Annotated in this window: 12 protein-coding genes and 2 rRNA genes (1 of these 14 cut by a window edge); 8 read left to right on the top strand and 6 right to left on the bottom strand. The window is 46.0% G+C overall.

The window, feature by feature from the left end:
• The 3 genes from P8596_RS21600 to P8596_RS21590 all read left to right on the top strand — a co-directional run.
• Positions 1-1,702, top strand: a 23S ribosomal RNA gene (locus P8596_RS21600) (it extends 1,234 nt beyond the left edge of the window).
• A gap of 102 nt (positions 1,703-1,804) precedes the next feature.
• A 5S ribosomal RNA gene (rrf, locus tag P8596_RS21595) occupies positions 1,805-1,921 on the top strand.
• Between the two features lie 453 nt (positions 1,922-2,374).
• The gene (locus P8596_RS21590) at positions 2,375-3,214 is read left to right on the top strand and encodes a tyrosine-type recombinase/integrase (RefSeq protein WP_159362936.1); all 840 of its coding nucleotides are present in this window, start codon (positions 2,375-2,377) and stop codon (positions 3,212-3,214) included.
• A 227-nt stretch (positions 3,215-3,441) separates the two neighbouring features.
• Here the strand turns inward: P8596_RS21590 and P8596_RS21585 are convergent, their stop codons facing one another.
• Positions 3,442-3,636 (bottom strand): hypothetical protein, encoded by a 195-nt coding sequence (locus P8596_RS21585; protein WP_279725071.1) that lies wholly within the window; start codon positions 3,634-3,636, stop codon positions 3,442-3,444.
• A gap of 262 nt (positions 3,637-3,898) precedes the next feature.
• Here P8596_RS21585 and P8596_RS21580 point away from each other — a divergent pair, with 262 nt between their 5' ends.
• From P8596_RS21580 to P8596_RS21560, 5 genes are all read left to right on the top strand, one after another.
• Positions 3,899-4,447 carry a competence protein ComK gene (locus P8596_RS21580; RefSeq protein WP_279725069.1) on the top strand — a complete coding sequence of 183 codons (549 nt, stop codon included), beginning with the start codon at positions 3,899-3,901 and terminating at the stop codon, positions 4,445-4,447.
• A 243-nt stretch (positions 4,448-4,690) separates the two neighbouring features.
• Positions 4,691-5,593, top strand: coding sequence for an N-acetylmuramic acid 6-phosphate etherase (gene murQ, locus P8596_RS21575; RefSeq protein ID WP_279725067.1), 903 nt, complete (start codon positions 4,691-4,693; stop codon positions 5,591-5,593).
• A 92-nt stretch (positions 5,594-5,685) separates the two neighbouring features.
• Entirely contained in the window at positions 5,686-7,044 is a 1,359-nt protein-coding gene (locus P8596_RS21570; RefSeq protein ID WP_481900309.1) for a PTS transporter subunit EIIC, read from the top strand.
• Complete coding sequence (locus P8596_RS21565) at positions 7,041-8,072, top strand: MupG family TIM beta-alpha barrel fold protein (RefSeq protein ID WP_279725065.1); 1,032 nt, start codon at positions 7,041-7,043, stop codon at positions 8,070-8,072. The genes P8596_RS21570 and P8596_RS21565 overlap by 4 nt, the downstream gene beginning before the upstream one ends.
• A 135-nt stretch (positions 8,073-8,207) precedes the next feature.
• A complete protein-coding gene (locus P8596_RS21560) occupies positions 8,208-9,329 on the top strand; it encodes a histidine kinase N-terminal domain-containing protein (protein WP_279725063.1) in 1,122 nt (373 codons plus the stop codon).
• 10 nt (positions 9,330-9,339) lie between these two features.
• Here P8596_RS21560 and P8596_RS21555 read toward each other — a convergent pair whose 3' ends face one another.
• From P8596_RS21555 to P8596_RS21535, 5 genes are all read right to left on the bottom strand, one after another.
• Entirely contained in the window at positions 9,340-10,680 is a 1,341-nt protein-coding gene (locus P8596_RS21555; protein ID WP_279725061.1) for a UDP-glucose dehydrogenase family protein, read from the bottom strand.
• Positions 10,677-11,597: a UTP--glucose-1-phosphate uridylyltransferase GalU gene (gene galU, locus P8596_RS21550; protein ID WP_279725059.1), complete on the bottom strand. Its 921-nt coding sequence runs from the start codon at positions 11,595-11,597 to the stop codon at positions 10,677-10,679. Before galU ends, P8596_RS21555 begins: the two co-directional genes overlap by 4 nt.
• Before the next feature lie 198 nt (positions 11,598-11,795).
• Positions 11,796-14,207, bottom strand: a complete 2,412-nt coding sequence (locus P8596_RS21545) for a sensor domain-containing protein (protein WP_279725058.1) — start codon at positions 14,205-14,207, stop codon at positions 11,796-11,798.
• Positions 14,208-14,294: 87 nt separating this feature from the next.
• A complete protein-coding gene (locus P8596_RS21540; protein WP_279725057.1) occupies positions 14,295-15,527 on the bottom strand; it encodes a helix-turn-helix domain-containing protein in 1,233 nt (410 codons plus the stop codon).
• Positions 15,528-15,909: 382 nt separating this feature from the next.
• Positions 15,910-16,500 carry an SCO family protein gene (locus P8596_RS21535; RefSeq protein WP_279725056.1) on the bottom strand — a complete coding sequence of 197 codons (591 nt, stop codon included), beginning with the start codon at positions 16,498-16,500 and terminating at the stop codon, positions 15,910-15,912.
• Positions 16,501-16,532: the final 32 nt, after the last annotated feature.

Genomic DNA, 16,532 nt, shown 5'->3' with positions numbered 1-16,532 from the left:
GTAGGAGAGCGTTCTAAGGACTGCGAAGCTAGACCGTAAGGACTGGTGGAGTGCTTAGAAGTGAGAATGCCGGTATGAGTAGCGAAAGATGGGTGAGAATCCCATCCACCGAATGCCTAAGGTTTCCTGAGGAAGGCTCGTCCGCTCAGGGTTAGTCGGGACCTAAGTCGAGGCCGATAGGCGTAGACGATGGACAACAGGTTGATATTCCTGTACCACCTCTTTTCCGTTTGAGCAATGGGGGGACGCAGGAGGATAGGGTAAGCGCACTGCTGGATATGTGCGTCTAAGCAGTTAGGCTGATGATGAGGCAAATCCCGTCATCGTGAAGGCTGAGCTGTGATAGCGAGCGAATTATAGTAGCGAAGTTCCTGATTCCACACTGCCAAGAAAAGCCTCTAGCGAGGAAAAAGGTGCCCGTACCGCAAACCGACACAGGTAGGCGAGGAGAGAATCCTAAGGTGAGCGAGAGAACTCTCGTTAAGGAACTCGGCAAAATGACCCCGTAACTTCGGGAGAAGGGGTGCTCTGGTAGGGTGCAAGCCCGAGAGAGCCGCAGTGAATAGGCCCAGGCGACTGTTTAGCAAAAACACAGGTCTCTGCGAAGCCGTAAGGCGAAGTATAGGGGCTGACGCCTGCCCGGTGCTGGAAGGTTAAGAGGAGTGCTTAGCGCAAGCGAAGGTGCGAATCGAAGCCCCAGTAAACGGCGGCCGTAACTATAACGGTCCTAAGGTAGCGAAATTCCTTGTCGGGTAAGTTCCGACCCGCACGAAAGGCGTAACGATCTGGGCACTGTCTCAACGAGAGACTCGGTGAAATTATAGTACCTGTGAAGATGCAGGTTACCCGCGACAGGACGGAAAGACCCCGTGGAGCTTTACTGTAGCCTGATATTGAATTTTGGTACAGCTTGTACAGGATAGGTAGGAGCCTTGGAAACCGGAGCGCCAGCTTCGGTGGAGGCATCGGTGGGATACTACCCTGGCTGTATTGAAATTCTAACCCGCGCCCCTTATCGGGGTGGGAGACAGTGTCAGGTGGGCAGTTTGACTGGGGCGGTCGCCTCCTAAAGAGTAACGGAGGCGCCCAAAGGTTCCCTCAGAATGGTTGGAAATCATTCGCAGAGTGTAAAGGCACAAGGGAGCTTGACTGCGAGACCTACAAGTCGAGCAGGGACGAAAGTCGGGCTTAGTGATCCGGTGGTTCCGCATGGAAGGGCCATCGCTCAACGGATAAAAGCTACCCCGGGGATAACAGGCTTATCTCCCCCAAGAGTCCACATCGACGGGGAGGTTTGGCACCTCGATGTCGGCTCATCGCATCCTGGGGCTGTAGTCGGTCCCAAGGGTTGGGCTGTTCGCCCATTAAAGCGGTACGCGAGCTGGGTTCAGAACGTCGTGAGACAGTTCGGTCCCTATCCGTCGTGGGCGCAGGAAATTTGAGAGGAGCTGTCCTTAGTACGAGAGGACCGGGATGGACGCACCGCTGGTGTACCAGTTGTCTTGCCAAAGGCATCGCTGGGTAGCTATGTGCGGAAGGGATAAGTGCTGAAAGCATCTAAGCATGAAGCCCCCCTCGAGATGAGATTTCCCATCACGTAAGTGAGTAAGATCCCTAGAAGATGACTAGGTAGATAGGTCAGAGATGGAAGCATGGCGACATGTGGAGTTGACTGATACTAATCGATCGAGGACTTAACCACAAAGAGTCATATTTATATGAACAACAATTGGTCGATATTCGGCTTTCTTGACATCAATCCTTTATCTAGTTTTGAAGGAACAATCCTTCAATTGAATATTCGTCTGGTGATAATGGCGAAGAGGTCACACCCGTTCCCATGCCGAACACGGAAGTTAAGCTCTTCAGCGCCGATGGTAGTTGGGGGATCTCCCCCTGTGAGAGTAGGACGTCGCCAGGCAAATAGGAAAAAGAGTAGCTCTTAGGAGTTACTCTTTTTTGTTTGATTTTGTTCGAAGAACATTCTGAGAGAGACGCAGTTTTAAGGTCAAAATGTCTGCCTGTTGATGAAGAAGGGAATGGGATGATGGATGAGTGTACAAGTAAGAACAACGTAAAGAAAATCACACACCCCGGCATGATTATTTGAAATGTCGCATGGTAAATCACGACCTCGCATGAAAAACTCATCATCCGCACGATTATCGTAAAACCGGTATGATTTTCAATCATCTAATGATACATGATTTCACCGCCCCCCTAAATGCTAAAACATGAGCGAAACGGTTTAAGAATTAATCCGTAACTCATATCACAAACATTTCAATGCCTTGTATTCGGAGAAGTTGACTCCTTCTTCCATTCGTTCTACGATATTAAGTAAATAGAGGTTTGATCTGAAAGGGTGGTACTCTTGCAAGGTTCTTCTAGTACTTCGATTGATTCATTTTTAGAGTGGCTTGAACAGGAAGGGAAATCATTAAATACTATTTCGACTTACCATCAAGAACTTAAGAAATTTGAACATTGGCTTCAGGGAAATCACCAAAAACTTGGAGATGTGACTCAGGGAGATGTTCAGGACTACATCCTGTTTTTAGAAGAAAAGGGAAAGAGCCCAATTACTACAGATAAAATTCTGGGAGCAATCAGAACTTTTTCAAAATATTTGAAGAAACCCCATGTCACATTGGGGATCCAGATTCAAAAGGCTGATAAGAATGACGAAATAGATGTTCTTACGAAGAAAGAATGTGAGATGTTGTTATCTGAAGTACGAGAGCATGAGAATGAAAGAAACATTGCCATTGTATACATGCTCCTTCACACCGGGATAAGAGTGTCTGAGCTTTGTGGACTGGATCAGTCTAATGTTGATTTTCATGAAGGCAATCTGAAGGTGATGTCACCTCATGGGGAAGAAAGGGTCATCCCCCTATCCCATGAACTGAAAGATCATCTTATGAAGTATTTACCGCTCGATCTTATGGAGAAGGCGTTGTTTGTGTCAAAATCCAACGAGAGATTAACCGAGAGGTCTGTGCAGTATATGTTAAAAAAATACGGTGTGAATGCTCAGAAATTACGTCATACCTTTTGTCAGCAATTGATTGATAAGGGTGTGGGCTTGGAAGTAGTCTCTAAGCTCGCTGGGCATAAGGATATTAACGTTACCAAAAAATATGCCAGATCCAGGGTGCAGCAGTCCGAATACGAAGATGCAATTCGAAAGACTTTTTCAACTGAAGGATGATATTTTGTGAAAATGAAATAGCAAACAAAGCATCCCCCCAGGTCAATAATGATAAAAATCTTAATGAACTTGTAATTTAAATTGTAATAGGCAGATAAACCTCATGTTTATCTGCCATTCTTATAAGGTTTATTTTTTATTTTATGGACAGGTATTCAATCCAATCCGCAGTAATAAATAGACATCCTCAGGAGTAGGAGTCTTCACCACCTCAATGGACAATTTATTCAACAGCTTCGTTCAAACTTTTTCCCGCACAAAATTTTGAATGCTGAATTTGACGCGATCATATTGCCGTCAACGTCCAGAATATAAAAGGGATCAGGATAGTGATGGAACAACAACTCATACACATTCATCAGATGTTCGTCATCAACTGAATCATTCTGCGATTTTCTTAGAAGATTAATAACATTTAACAAGCCATTTTCCCCTTTCAACATAAAGGACCTTATAAATATACTATGAAAAATATACCATAATAGGTATGTGGAATGGAATGGATCAAGGAGTGTTTTCGACGAAATAATACTCATTTCTTCAAATTGTGAGATTTTTCTTAAAAAACAACAAATATAAATGGAAATATCCTGTAATTGGTATATAATAGTAATAAAGTCTCATATCTAAGAAGGTTCTGATAATAGAGACTTATGATAAAAAGGGAAAAGGATGGTGTTTGATTTGAAAGGTTTAAAAGAGATGGTTACTCGAAGGACTGTGGCAATTTGTCCGGCGTATGATGGGGTTCAGCAGTCGGTCATCCATGACTTTGATAGGAGAAAGACGTACAGTGAAAAATCCTCCATGGAAATTCTGAACGAATCCTGTATGGCATACAGGTCTACCTACGACGGAAGGATCAAAGCCGTCCGGCATGCATTCGACTACCTTAGAAAAACACCTCTCATGATCTGCCCGCAGCAATACATCTATGCGATACCCACCATGGCCCCGACCGATTATGATTGCATGTGGCTGTTCTGCCAGCATATCGAATCAACCTCCACCAAAGAAGGAAAAACCTATGTGCATTTTACGAACGGAGAGCAGCTTGAAATCAACTGTTCAGAAAGTGTCATCACCAGACAGAGGGAGAGAGCAGCCATCACCATGACCCATTTCTCCACCATCCCGACCATCTCATCCATGCACCGCAACGAAACCGGACTCCACCTGCCTGGATTCCACTCACCCCATCACAACCTGGACGAATTCGGCCCCCAACTTTGAGGGACGGACCTCTAAAAGGGAACATACAACCGAATAACAAAAAACAGGAGTAGGGAATGTGTTCCAACTCCTATTTGTCGTTGTTCTATTAAAATAGAAAACTTCCCCACTATTCCCACCAAAAAGAATGGTCTATTCTAAAATTTAATTTCATATAATACAAAATGTAATTGAAATATTATTTTAAAAACGAGTATAATGAAGTTAATGAAAACGCATACAGATTTTTGGGAGGAATGACTTGTGAAAGAAGATAATGTTTTTGAATTATCAACAGAGAAGGTGAATCAGAATACGCTCGGGATCGATACAGCGAGTATCGGCGAGATTCTTCACATGATGAATGAGGAAGATCAGAAGGTGGCGGAAGCAGTCCGGCTCGTCATCCCACAAATAGAAGAAGTCGTCGATAAGGTCGTGATTTCCATCTCTCAAGGCGGAAGATTGATCTACATGGGCGCTGGCACCAGCGGAAGGCTGGGTGTCTTGGATGCAGTGGAATGCCCGCCGACGTTCAGCGTGGACAGTGACGTCGTCGTCGGACTGATTGCCGGCGGTGAGAAGGCGTTCGTGAAAGCGGTGGAAGGAGCCGAGGATGATGAGGGATTAGGCGTATCGGATTTGAAAGAAATCAGATTGACTCCTATGGACACGGTTGTCGGGATCGCAGCAAGCGGGCGTACCCCCTATGTCATCGGTGGCTTGAAATATGCACGGGAGCTAGGTGCGACGGCAGTGGCTCTTTCCTGTAATAGGAGCTCGAAAATCTCTGCCGAAGCGGAGCTTGCCATCGAAGTGGATGCAGGTCCCGAAGCACTGACGGGGTCCACACGGTTAAAGGCGGGTACGGCTCAGAAAATGGTGCTGAATATGATCTCCACAGCAAGCATGATCAAGCTTGGGAAAGCCTACGGAAACCTGATGGTGGATGTGAATATCAGTAACTATAAGCTTGAGCAGCGGGCGATCGGCATCATCGAGAGTATTACGGGGGCTGATAAAGAAACGGCAGCAGCGACATTGAAGAAGGCGAATAATGAAGTGAAACCTTCGATTGTGATGATTACACTTGGCTGTGAATACGAGGAAGCAAAGAGCCGTCTTGAAGATGCCAACGGCTATGTCCGCCTGGCCATTGAAAAATAGTCTATTTGTATAGGGGTACTTGTCCCCGCCCATTCATAGACATTAAATGGGGGACATTCAATCGATAGAAGGAACGAAAGGGGAAGGTGAAATTGACGAATAAAGAACTGGCTGGAGTCCTATTGGAACGGTTTGGCGGTGCTGATAATATCGCAAGCTATGAACATTGCATGACGAGATTAAGAGTGAAAGTGTACGACGAAGAACTCATTCAGAAAGCAGAAATCAAAAAAACCGAGGGTGTCCTTGGATTTGTAGAGGATGAAACGTATCAGGTTATCCTGGGACCGGGGAAGGTCAATAAGGTGACGGAAGAATTCGGGAAGCTCGTTGCCGCCACAAAAGGGGATCTTGACCTGAAGGCACGGGCAGCAGAACAAAAGGCCGACCTGAAGAAAAAGAACGCGACGCCATTCAAGCTGCTTCTAAGACGCGTGGCGAATATCTTCATTCCCCTGATTCCTGCACTGATTGCGTCAGGATTGATCACCGGATTCACGAAGTTCTTCGTACAGGCAGGATGGCTGAACGGGGAATCCCAGCTTGTCATGATGCTTTCCATTATCGGAAGTGGATTATTCGGGTATCTCGGTATCCTTGTCGGGATGAATGCGGCGAAGGAATTCGGAGGTTCGGCGGCACTCGGTGGCTTGGCCGGAATCCTGATCATCAATCCGGCGATAGGTGATGTGACACTGTTCGGAGAAAATCTGCTGCCTGGACGGGGCGGATTGATCGGTGTCTTGATTGCTGCCATCTTCATGGCGTTTGTTGAAAAGAACGTGCGAAAGGTCATTCCGCAGGCGATCGATATCATCGTGACGCCTACGATAGCGTTATTGGTTACAGGCTTATTGACATACACCGTATTTATGCCGGTTGGCGGATTTATTTCAGATATTATTACTAATGGTCTTCTTTCTCTTATTGACATGGGTGGCATTATGGCCGGTTTCGTCCTTGGCGCAACCTTCCTGCCTCTTGTCGTGACAGGCTTGCATCAAGGGTTGACGCCTGTGCATTTGGAACTGATCAATACGATTGGGGACGATCCATTGCTACCGATCCTTGCTATGGGTGGAGCCGGTCAGGTTGGAGCGGCATTTGCCATCTTTATGAAAACGAAGAAGAAGAAGCTGAAGCGGGCAATCGGCGGGGCGCTTCCTGCGGGTATGCTTGGAATCGGTGAGCCATTGATTTTCGGTGTCACCCTTCCATTGGGAAGACCGTTCCTGACGGCTTGTTTAGGAGCAGGATTCGGTGGGGCATTTCAAGCGTATTTCGATGTTGCAACGTTTGCCATCGGGGTATCCGGATTGCCACTGATTTTCTTAGTCAATGCAGGGGAGATTCTCTACTATACTCTTGGATTATTGATTGCCTATGCGGCAGGATTCGCTCTGACGTACATGTTCGGGTTCAAGGATGAAATGGCGAGTGAGTTTGAATGATTGGAATTTCCGTCTATCTGTCTGATGAAGATGCCGAGAAGAGGATCATTCGTGCCTCTTCTTCTGGTGTCAAACTCGCTTTTACCTCTCTTCATATTCCGGAAGAATCAGGTGTCAGCCGCAAGCGGGTGAGGGATCTCCTCTCTCTTTTTAATAGGGAAGGGTTCCAGGTATTTGCTGATGTATCGAAGAAAACGCCTGCTATGCTTGGACTTCATCATTTTGAAGAACTGAAGGAATTGGGCGTCACGGCCTTAAGGCTCGATGATGGATTCACGACGGAGGAGATGCTTGATTTATCCCATCAATTCCGAATCGCTATTAATGCGAGTACCGTTGGGAAAAAAGAACTTCAGGGTTGGATTGAAAGTGGGCTAGCAACAGAAAACATGATTGCCTGGCATAACTTTTATCCGAAACCGGAAACGGGGTTGGATGAGGAGTATTTTCTGGAGCAGCAAAACCTGTATGATCTCCACGGTATTCCCGTCTATGCGTTCATACCAGGCGATGAAAAGAAGCGGGGTCCTCTCCATCTGGGACTTCCCACATTGGAAAACCACCGCGGGCAAAGTCCTTATGTCAGTGCCGTACAATTGAAGCGATGGGGCATAACGGGTGTATTCGTCGGGGACTCGGGCTGTTCTGAAAGACTGCTTGAAAAACTTGTGCGCTTTGATCAGGAAGAGGTCATCGAGTTACGTTACAGTGGAAACGGAGAAATTGAAGGGGAGTACCAGCTCAGGCCAGATCCTGGCAGGGATGTGTTTCGATTATTGGAGACGAGGACAGACAAAGGGGTGCCGCCACTAAATGCTGTGGAGAGGCCAATGGGCACGATTACCCGGGATAATGACTTGTACGGCCGTTACAAGGGTGAAATGCAGATTGTTCGCCGTGACTTAGAGAGTAACTCCGCAGTCAATGTGATGGGAAGAGTGTGTGACGAAGATCTTCCTTTACTGGAATGGTTTCAACCAAGTCAAAAACTTCGAATGGTCAGAGGGACGGACCTTCTTATTTGGTAGTGAAAAGAGCATGGGGACGTCCCCATGCTCTTTTTATGACATATTTACATATACTCATTAAATTCCCCTATTTTTCTGTTATGATATTATCAACGAATATTTCGACCATAACCGGAATGAAGGGAATGCCAATCAATGACTAGTGCTTCAACCATGCTGATACAATACCTGGAAGATCATTCAGACGAATTTCTACATAATTGGCGCAAAAGTATCGTCATTTCAGATAATGATATATATAAAGAAGAAGTATTGAACAATGGTGTGAAGATGTTTCAATTAGTGAAGCGTGCCATCCTCATGCCCCTGACAGAAGAAGAAATCACCACACTTGCCTATAAGACGGCTCTTGAACGAGTCAATGCCAACGTGAATATCAGCGAATTTGTATACAATGTGAATATAGGCAAGAGCACCGTGATCAAATGGGTGAGTAATTCAGGAATCGAACTCAGGGAATTACAGCCATTGATTGAGGATATCAATTCGCTGTTTGACCGTTTTTCCTATCTCGCCGTCAGAAAATATACGGAAATCAAAGAGCAGCAGCTTCAGGAAAAGGAACTTTATATCGACCAGACCCACAAGGAACGATTGACGATCCTCGGTCAGATGAGTTCAAGTTTCGTTCACGAATTCCGGAACCCCCTGACGTCCATCATCGGTTTCACCAAGCTCCTTCAGAACGGCTACCCCGATCTTCCCTACCTGGATATCATGCAACATGAGCTCGAACAATTGAATTACCGCATTTCTCAATTCCTTCACGTATCGAGAAAAGATCTGATCGATAGTATAAGGGAAGAAATCATCCTGACCGATCACCTGGAAGAGACCATCGAGTTTCTGTATCCGAGCCTACTGGATGGGGATGTATCAATCGATTTCAAATGTGAGCCTGATATCAAGGTGCTCGGTAATCGTGATGAGTTAAGACAGGTATTTCTCAATCTGATCATGAACTCCATCGATGCCCTTCAAGAAGTGGACGGGCCCAGGCTGATCAATGTCTCTTGTGAAGTGAAAGATGGCAGGACGAATCTCATGATTTCAAATAATGGGCCCCAGATCAAAGAAGAGACGATTGAAGCGATCTTTGAGCCATTTTACACGACGAAGGACCTTGGGACGGGGATCGGCCTTTATATTTGTAAAAAGCTGATTGAAAAGCACGGAGGGGATATCTTCTGCCGGTCGAATGATGAGTGGACCACCTTTACGATCGGTATTCCTGTGGAATCAAATGTCATATTGTAATGAAAAAACCTCATTCGCAGGAATGAGGTTTTTTCATAGTGATAGGTGTGACAGCAGGTCTGCCGATGGAATGATAGTGGATTCCGGCATCCTTGGCTTCTTCCAGGGAAAAACAATTGCGACCATCAAAGAGGAAGGGGGATTTCATGAGCTTGGCGATGGTTTTCAATCGTAAAACTTTAAACTCTTCCCATTCCGTCGCAATGAACAACATGTCCTGATCCTCGATGGCATCGAAGCAATCGACTGCGAATCTCACGGTGGATCCAAGGGCAGACTTCGCATTTTCCATGGCCACCGGATCGTATGCCGTTACTTTGACCCCTTCATCCAGTAAATGCTTGATCATTTCCAAGGAAGCAGCTTCCCTAATATCATCTGTATTTGGTTTGAACGAAAGGCCTAATATCCCTGCCCGCTTCCCCTTTAGATCATGGATGCACTCTTTTGCCATTTGAACCAATTTCACTTGTTGTTTGGAGTTGACGTGGATGACAGATTCCAATAATTCGAATTCGTGCTCCATTTCCCCTGCCATTTGAACGAGGGCATTCGTGTCTTTCGGAAAGCAAGAGCCCCCGTAGCCTATGCCGGCTTGTAGAAACGAAGAGCCGATGCGCTGATCCATGCCCATGCCTTTCGCCACATCTTCTACATTCGCCCCAAGCTTTTCGCATAAATTGGCGATTTCATTGATGAAGCTGATCTTGGTTGCTAAAAAGGCGTTAGAGGAATATTTAATCATTTCAGCGCTTTCGATTGTGGTGTGTAAAACCGGTACCCCAAACGGTGCGACCATGTTTTCTAATCTTAAGGCCGTCTCTTCATCATCCGTACCGATGACAATCCGGTCACCGTTGAATGTATCATGAATGGCGGATCCTTCTCTTAGAAATTCGGGATTGGAAGCAATCTTGAACCTGGCGGCTGAAGGCGAATGAGTGACCAACCAGGATTGCACTTTGCGATTGGTTCCCACGGGAACGGTGCTCTTTGTCACTACAATCGTGCCGGTTTCCCGGGCATGTAAGCCGATCTTTTCCGCGACGTCCTGAAGGGAAGACAGATCCGCAGAACCATCTGGACAGGAAGGGGTTCCCACGGCAATGATGATGACTTCAGCTTTCTCGCAGGCAACGTGATAGTCTGTGGTAAAGGACAAATGGCCGGATTGAATGTTCTTTTGCAATAATTCTTCCAATCCCGGCTCATAGATAGGGGACTCTCCCTTCTTTAACACCTCCACTTTTTCTTTGTTTGTGTCCAGACAAATGACGTGATGCCCGATCTCCGCCAGGCATACCCCTGTGACAAGACCCACATAGCCTGCCCCGATTACTGTAACATTCATTCCGTTCCCACCTTTTTAAGCAGTTCTTTTAAGTATGAGGTTAATGACGATTGGAGTTCCGGTCTTTTCATTGCACACTCAATCGTCGCTTTAATAAAGCCGAACTTATCTCCGATGTCATAGCGGTCTCCGTCAAATACTTTGGCATACATAGAGTGTTCCTGATTATAGTGGTTTAATGCGTCGGTCAACTGAAATTCTCCGCCTGCTCCCGCTTGTAAACGATCTAAATAAGAAAAAATCTCAGGAGTTAGAATGTATCTTCCCATGATTGCCAGGTTTGAAGGCGCTTCATGTGGAAGGGGCTTTTCAACCAATCCCCGGATGCGATGAATAGGATTCTCATCGGATTTTTCCGTTGGGAAAGGGCTGACAATTCCATACTTCGTTACTTCTTCATCCTTCACTTCCTGAACCCCGATAATCGGTGCTTGAAACTCATTAAACGATTCGATCAGCTGACTGACACACGGTTGTTCAGATAGGATCATATCGTCCCCGAGCATGACGGCAAACGGATCATCCCCGATGAAGGAACGTGCACATAGGACGGCATGACCCAACCCGAGGGGCTCTTTCTGTCTGATATAGTGAATGTTTGCCAGATTCGCAATCGACTGGACTTCCTCAAGGGCATCCCACTTTTCCTTTTTCTCCAAGGTTGCTTCCAATTCATATGATTTATCAAAGTGATCCTCGATACTCCTCTTGCCGCGACCGGTAATGATGATGATATCCGTGATCCCGGAATGCACGGCCTCTTCAATGATGTACTGAATGGTCGGTTTATCTACGATCGGGAGCATTTCCTTCGGCTGGGCCTTCGTGGCCGGAAGAAATCGAGTACCGAGTCCTGCTGCCGGAATGATGGCTTTCGTTACTTTCTTCTTGGGTAAGGACAGATCGGGTTGATTCACGCTATACACCTCCGAAAATATGTCTCTCTTTCTATATTATCAGAGGAGGGGGCGGGATATCCCTTGGGAAAGGTTGGTTTTACGTGGAATTTACATGAGATTGGTATCTGTCTTAATGAAATCGTCTTCTTTCATGAAAAAAAGTCCCGCCAGAAATCCGTCGGGACAAACTTCACACACATTAATCTAGCGTGTTTCTTAACCGAGGGCAGCCTCAGCTTCCCGACCATCAATATAGTCATTCAGCTCCCCAGCCGGCACAGGCCTGCTAAAGTAATACCCTTGAGCATACTCACACTCCAATTCCTTCAACCATGCCAGCTGTGATTCGGTTTCGACACCCTCTGCCACGATGGTCAGATTCAAATGCTTGGCCATGGCATGAATCGCGGATACGATTGCTTTATTGGACTCATGATCATCGAGTCCCATGATGAAGCTCCGGTCGATCTTCAACGTTTGAATCGAGAATTTCTGCAGGTAGCTTAACGAGCTGTATTCAATGCCGAAGTCATCGATGGCGATGGATACGCCGATTTCCCGCAGGGCCGTCAGTTTTGCCAGGGCTTCTTCCACATGGTGCATCGTCGTACTTTCCGTGACCTCAAGTTCGATGAGGGAAGGGGGGACGTCGTATGTATTCAAAACATCCCTCACCATGTCCACAAACGAAGCATCATGGAATTGCCGGGAAGAGACATTGACCGAGATCTTGAACTCATGACCCTCCTGAATCCAGATCTTCAGCTGCTTGCAGGCTTCCATCAGGATGCGGTGTCCGAGTGGAATGATCAGCCCCGTTTCTTCAGCTAAAGGAATGAAGTCTATAGGTGAAATCAGCCCTTTGACCGGATGATTCCATCTGATAAGCGCTTCCACTCCGATGACCTGATTTGTCTTTAGGGAAAATTGAGGCTGGTAATACAGCTCAAACTCTTCATTGATCAGCGCTTTTCTCAGGTTTTCCTCAAGCTCGATCGGGTTGATCCCTTTCTCTTCAAGCTGATCGGAAAATAAAAGCTGATAGGCGCCTTCGCTCTTTTTCATCGTATACATGGCGATGTCGGCCTTTTTCAACAGGGTGGAAAGATCATGCCCGTCTTTAGGGTAAAGGGAGATCCCGATGGAAGTGGACGTGATGATGTCATGTCCACCGATATCAAAGGGGGTCATCAGACTTTCATGAATCGCTGCCGCCACCTTATGGACGTCATTCCGGCATCCGATGGAAGGAAGAAGAATGATGAACTCGTCACCGCTCATCCGCGCAATGAAGCCTTTCGTCCCCAGCACTTTCACGCATCTTTTCCCAACACGGGAGATGAGTTCATCCCCGTATCCATGTCCCAATGTGTCATTGACGATCTTAAATCGGTTCAAATCGAGGAGCAGGATGGCCATCTGCTCGTGCCCCTCCTGAACTTTTTTCTCGAACTCTTCATTGAAATAGCGCCGGTTCGGTAATCCGGTCAGTTCATCATGATAGGCGAGGTATTGGATTTGCTCCTTATCCCGGATCGCTTCCGTAATATCCGTCGCCAAGACATGGGCACCCGTGACTTCCCCGTCGAGATGAATCGGTACCACGATGACCTGAATGGACATGATGTGCCCTTTTTGATGAGGAAATTTCATTTCAAACTTTGAGGGTTCCCCGATCAAGGATTTCTGGAAGGCAGTCTGAATCTGGTCAAGGTCCCTCTCCATGACATATGATTGGAATCCTTGACCAATCATCATCTCGATCGGGTAGCCCGTCATATCCGCTGCCCTATTATTGGCTTCTATGATGACGGCATCCAGATTATAGGTGAAAATGGCGGAAAGATTATTCTGATATAGGGACCTGTATTCCTGTTCCTTCTCGTAAATATCCTTCATCTGTTTTTTGTGCAGATCATTGGCCAAATGGTCCGGAATGAACCATAGTGCCAGCAGGATGCCCATTTCGATGATAAAAGGAAGCATCTGATTGTTTTCCACCCGGGAAAGCTGCGGTCCATATTTCTCGGGTGAAAGAAGGGAATAAGCCGTCAGATAGGTAATCCCTGAGAATCCCAGCCCCATAATGAAGCTCCAGAATGCATGCGTTTTCCCTCGATACGAACTGCTTTCCTGATTATTGAGCTGGAGGAGCATCCGGAAAAAGGGAAACGTCACCCCAAGTGTCATTAGAATCGTCAACCCTATGTACATCGGTTTGAATTCAACATGAGGATAAATCAGCCCGGAATAAGTGGCAAAATTTCCTGCCATCATGATCAGGGAAAAAATGAATCCACCCTTTATGAAGTGCACCTTATCCGTATTCACGTCTTGAAAAAGCCGGAGAGAAAGAAAAATGCTGAAAAAGCAAACCACGATAAAGATCGGAGCGAAATAGACGAACCGCTGGATGAAGATATCATATGAAACCATCCACATGACAGAAGCATGAAGCAGGCAGTAAAAAATCGTATATATAAAAGAGGGAAGCCATAAGTCCTTTTTGCTCACAACCTGCTTTAGACCATTTCGCTTGAACGCTTCCTTCAATGCCAGATAGCTGCAGCCGGCCGATAGTAGAACACTTAAAGTTATATTTATAAAAATTACTAAAATATCAGACATTTATACCTCCGTCAAAATACCTATATCTAACAGTATATCATGTATTTCGACAGAATTTTCTTATTTTTTTATTATCAACAGAGTTCTTCAGCGGCTTTCCTTCAATTGTCTGGTCAAGAGGATGGCTTTATCCAGCTGATCACTTTCGACGTAGTGTTCATAAAGTACATTCCCATACCGTTCGATCAACAGAAGGTTGTTTGTTTCGAGGAAATGGGGGAGCGCTTCGTTTTCCAGAAATGACATGTATTCATCCCGGAGATGCTTCAATTGTAGGGAGAAAAGTTCAAACAGCTTAAGAAATAAAGTGCTTTTCGAGCTTTTACTTAATTGAAGACCAAGATGAATGTGCTTCTCCAGCTGCTTATCGGTGCACAGCTTACCTTCCATGCAGGCATCCGTATAATTACACAGTCTTCTCAAGTAGGTGAGTGATCCTTTTTCCGCAAGCTTGAGTGCCTCTTTGAAGGAGCGGCTGGCCCGTGAAAAATCGCCTCGATTGTAATATTCATAGCCTAAGTTGTTCAATAGCATGCCTTTTTGCTCAAGGAAACCGAGGGAATCACAATCCTCGATCAGATTCTGGTACCTTTCAGCCAAGTGGTGAGCATCCATGTGCTGGTCACCACTTAGTTGGAGTAACATAAGGGACTCTGCTTTAATGGAACCAAGATAATTATTCGTCTCTTTAAAATAACCCAGTGCTTTTTCCGCATAGAAATATGCCATGACCCTATTCCCGACGCAGTGGTAAGCGATGGATACATGATAATAGTATTCAAGGTTTTGATAGTCATTCATATTGATCTTTTGTAATGCGTTGATGGCTTTTTGTTGATTCTCGTCGGAGTTTCGATTGATATTGATGATCCCCTGGACATGATAAAAGAGATTGGTTTCAAAAGCCGGCAGATTCCCAGGTTTGATGGAATCAAGGATGGAAGAAGCCGCGTCCGCTTTTTGATGGAGGATATAGTACCTCGCCCTGAGCAGGTGATAATAAGTACTGTACTTGGAGGATTCAAGAAAAGCTGATTTCTCCAGTTGTGACTTGATTTTCTCCACAAGATTCATCCTTCTCATGATGATACTGTTATGCCAGAGATGGAGCTGTTTTTCAAGGTGCAGGATTGTCTCGATTTCATGATGGATATCAATCCCCAGCCGCTCAGAAAAAAGGGATATGATCTCATTCGAATAAGCCGTTTTACCCCGTTCAATCTTACTCACATGTGTCGTCGTACATATTCCTTCCCCTAGCTCTGACTGGGTCATCCCTGCTTTCTCCCTGTAAAAACGAATGATTTCCCCTGTGTGCATGGGTGATCCCTCCTGTTTGATCTTCTGAAGAGTAATATTTGGTGAGGATGCTGGATTTTCCTGCTGGTGAAGGGGGATGAAAGATAAATGAGAAGGATGGCATGGGGTTTTGGGTGGGGAGGTTAGATGGACGGTTAGAGATATTTCGACAAGCCGGCATGATTATGTGAAATGGGGCATGATTCCCTTGCATGGGGCTTGAATAATTTTAATTCCGCATGAAAATCCCATATCCCGCTTGATTAATCCCATAAGTGGCATGATTCCTAAATTAACCGTAAGAAGGATCTGAATAAGTCCAAGCTCTATGGAAGAATTACCTTTCTTAATCTCCAAAAGTGATCACCTAAACAAAAAAACCTCTCCGAACCACCCGGAAAGGTCACTTTAATCGCTCAATATCTTCAATCAATTCCTCATAAGGCGGATTCGACACCCCTTCATACTGCTTCAACATTACGCCGTTCTCGCTCACCAGATAAAAAGAGGTCCCGTGCACAAACTGATTCGACCCCTCGACCTTTGCTGCAGGAGTTTTAAACGACACATTAGCGAAGTGTTCAATCTCATCCCGGGAGTATCCCGTCAGGAAGCTCCAGTTCCCGTCATCGAATTCATACCGGCTGCTGTATTCCTTCAGCACATCCGGCGTGTCATGCTCCGGGTCGACGCTGATTGAAACCAATTGGACTTCATTTTCAAGTCCTTCCTCCGCAATCTTCTTCTGAAGCTTCGCCATATTCGCCGTCATCGGCAGGCAGACCGTATCACAATTCGTGAAAATAAAATCGGCTACGAGGATCTTCTCTTTGTTGAGAGCGGCCAATGACGTCTTCTCCCCGTCCTGGTCAACCGCGGTCAAGTCCCCGACCTCGACCTTCATCGGAAACGACTCCTCCACATCCTGACCCTGACATCCACCTAGCAGTAGAAAACCTAGAGCGACAATAGATAACATAGACTTCACACCCACTGCGCTACCTCCTTCTATAATAGAGGTCCGTC

It is taken from the genome of Rossellomorea sp. DA94, from assembly GCF_029834455.1.
GTDB lineage: Bacteria > Bacillota > Bacilli > Bacillales > Bacillaceae_B > Rossellomorea > Rossellomorea vietnamensis.
Note: the sequence above shows the minus strand (reverse complement) of the source record. Positions and strands in the feature narration are given on the sequence as shown.

What these genes read in the sequence shown, in the direction of transcription:
- P8596_RS21565 (WP_279725065.1), top strand. Translation starts at nt 7,041, where the DNA reads ATGATTGGAATTTCCGTCTATCTGTCTGATGAAGATGCCGAGAAGAGG.
- P8596_RS21540 (WP_279725057.1), bottom strand. Translation starts at nt 15,527, where the DNA reads ATGCACACAGGGGAAATCATTCGTTTTTACAGGGAGAAAGCAGGGATG.
- P8596_RS21545 (WP_279725058.1), bottom strand. Translation starts at nt 14,207, where the DNA reads ATGTCTGATATTTTAGTAATTTTTATAAATATAACTTTAAGTGTTCTA.
- P8596_RS21560 (WP_279725063.1), top strand. Translation starts at nt 8,208, where the DNA reads ATGACTAGTGCTTCAACCATGCTGATACAATACCTGGAAGATCATTCA.
- P8596_RS21555 (WP_279725061.1), bottom strand. Translation starts at nt 10,680, where the DNA reads ATGAATGTTACAGTAATCGGGGCAGGCTATGTGGGTCTTGTCACAGGG.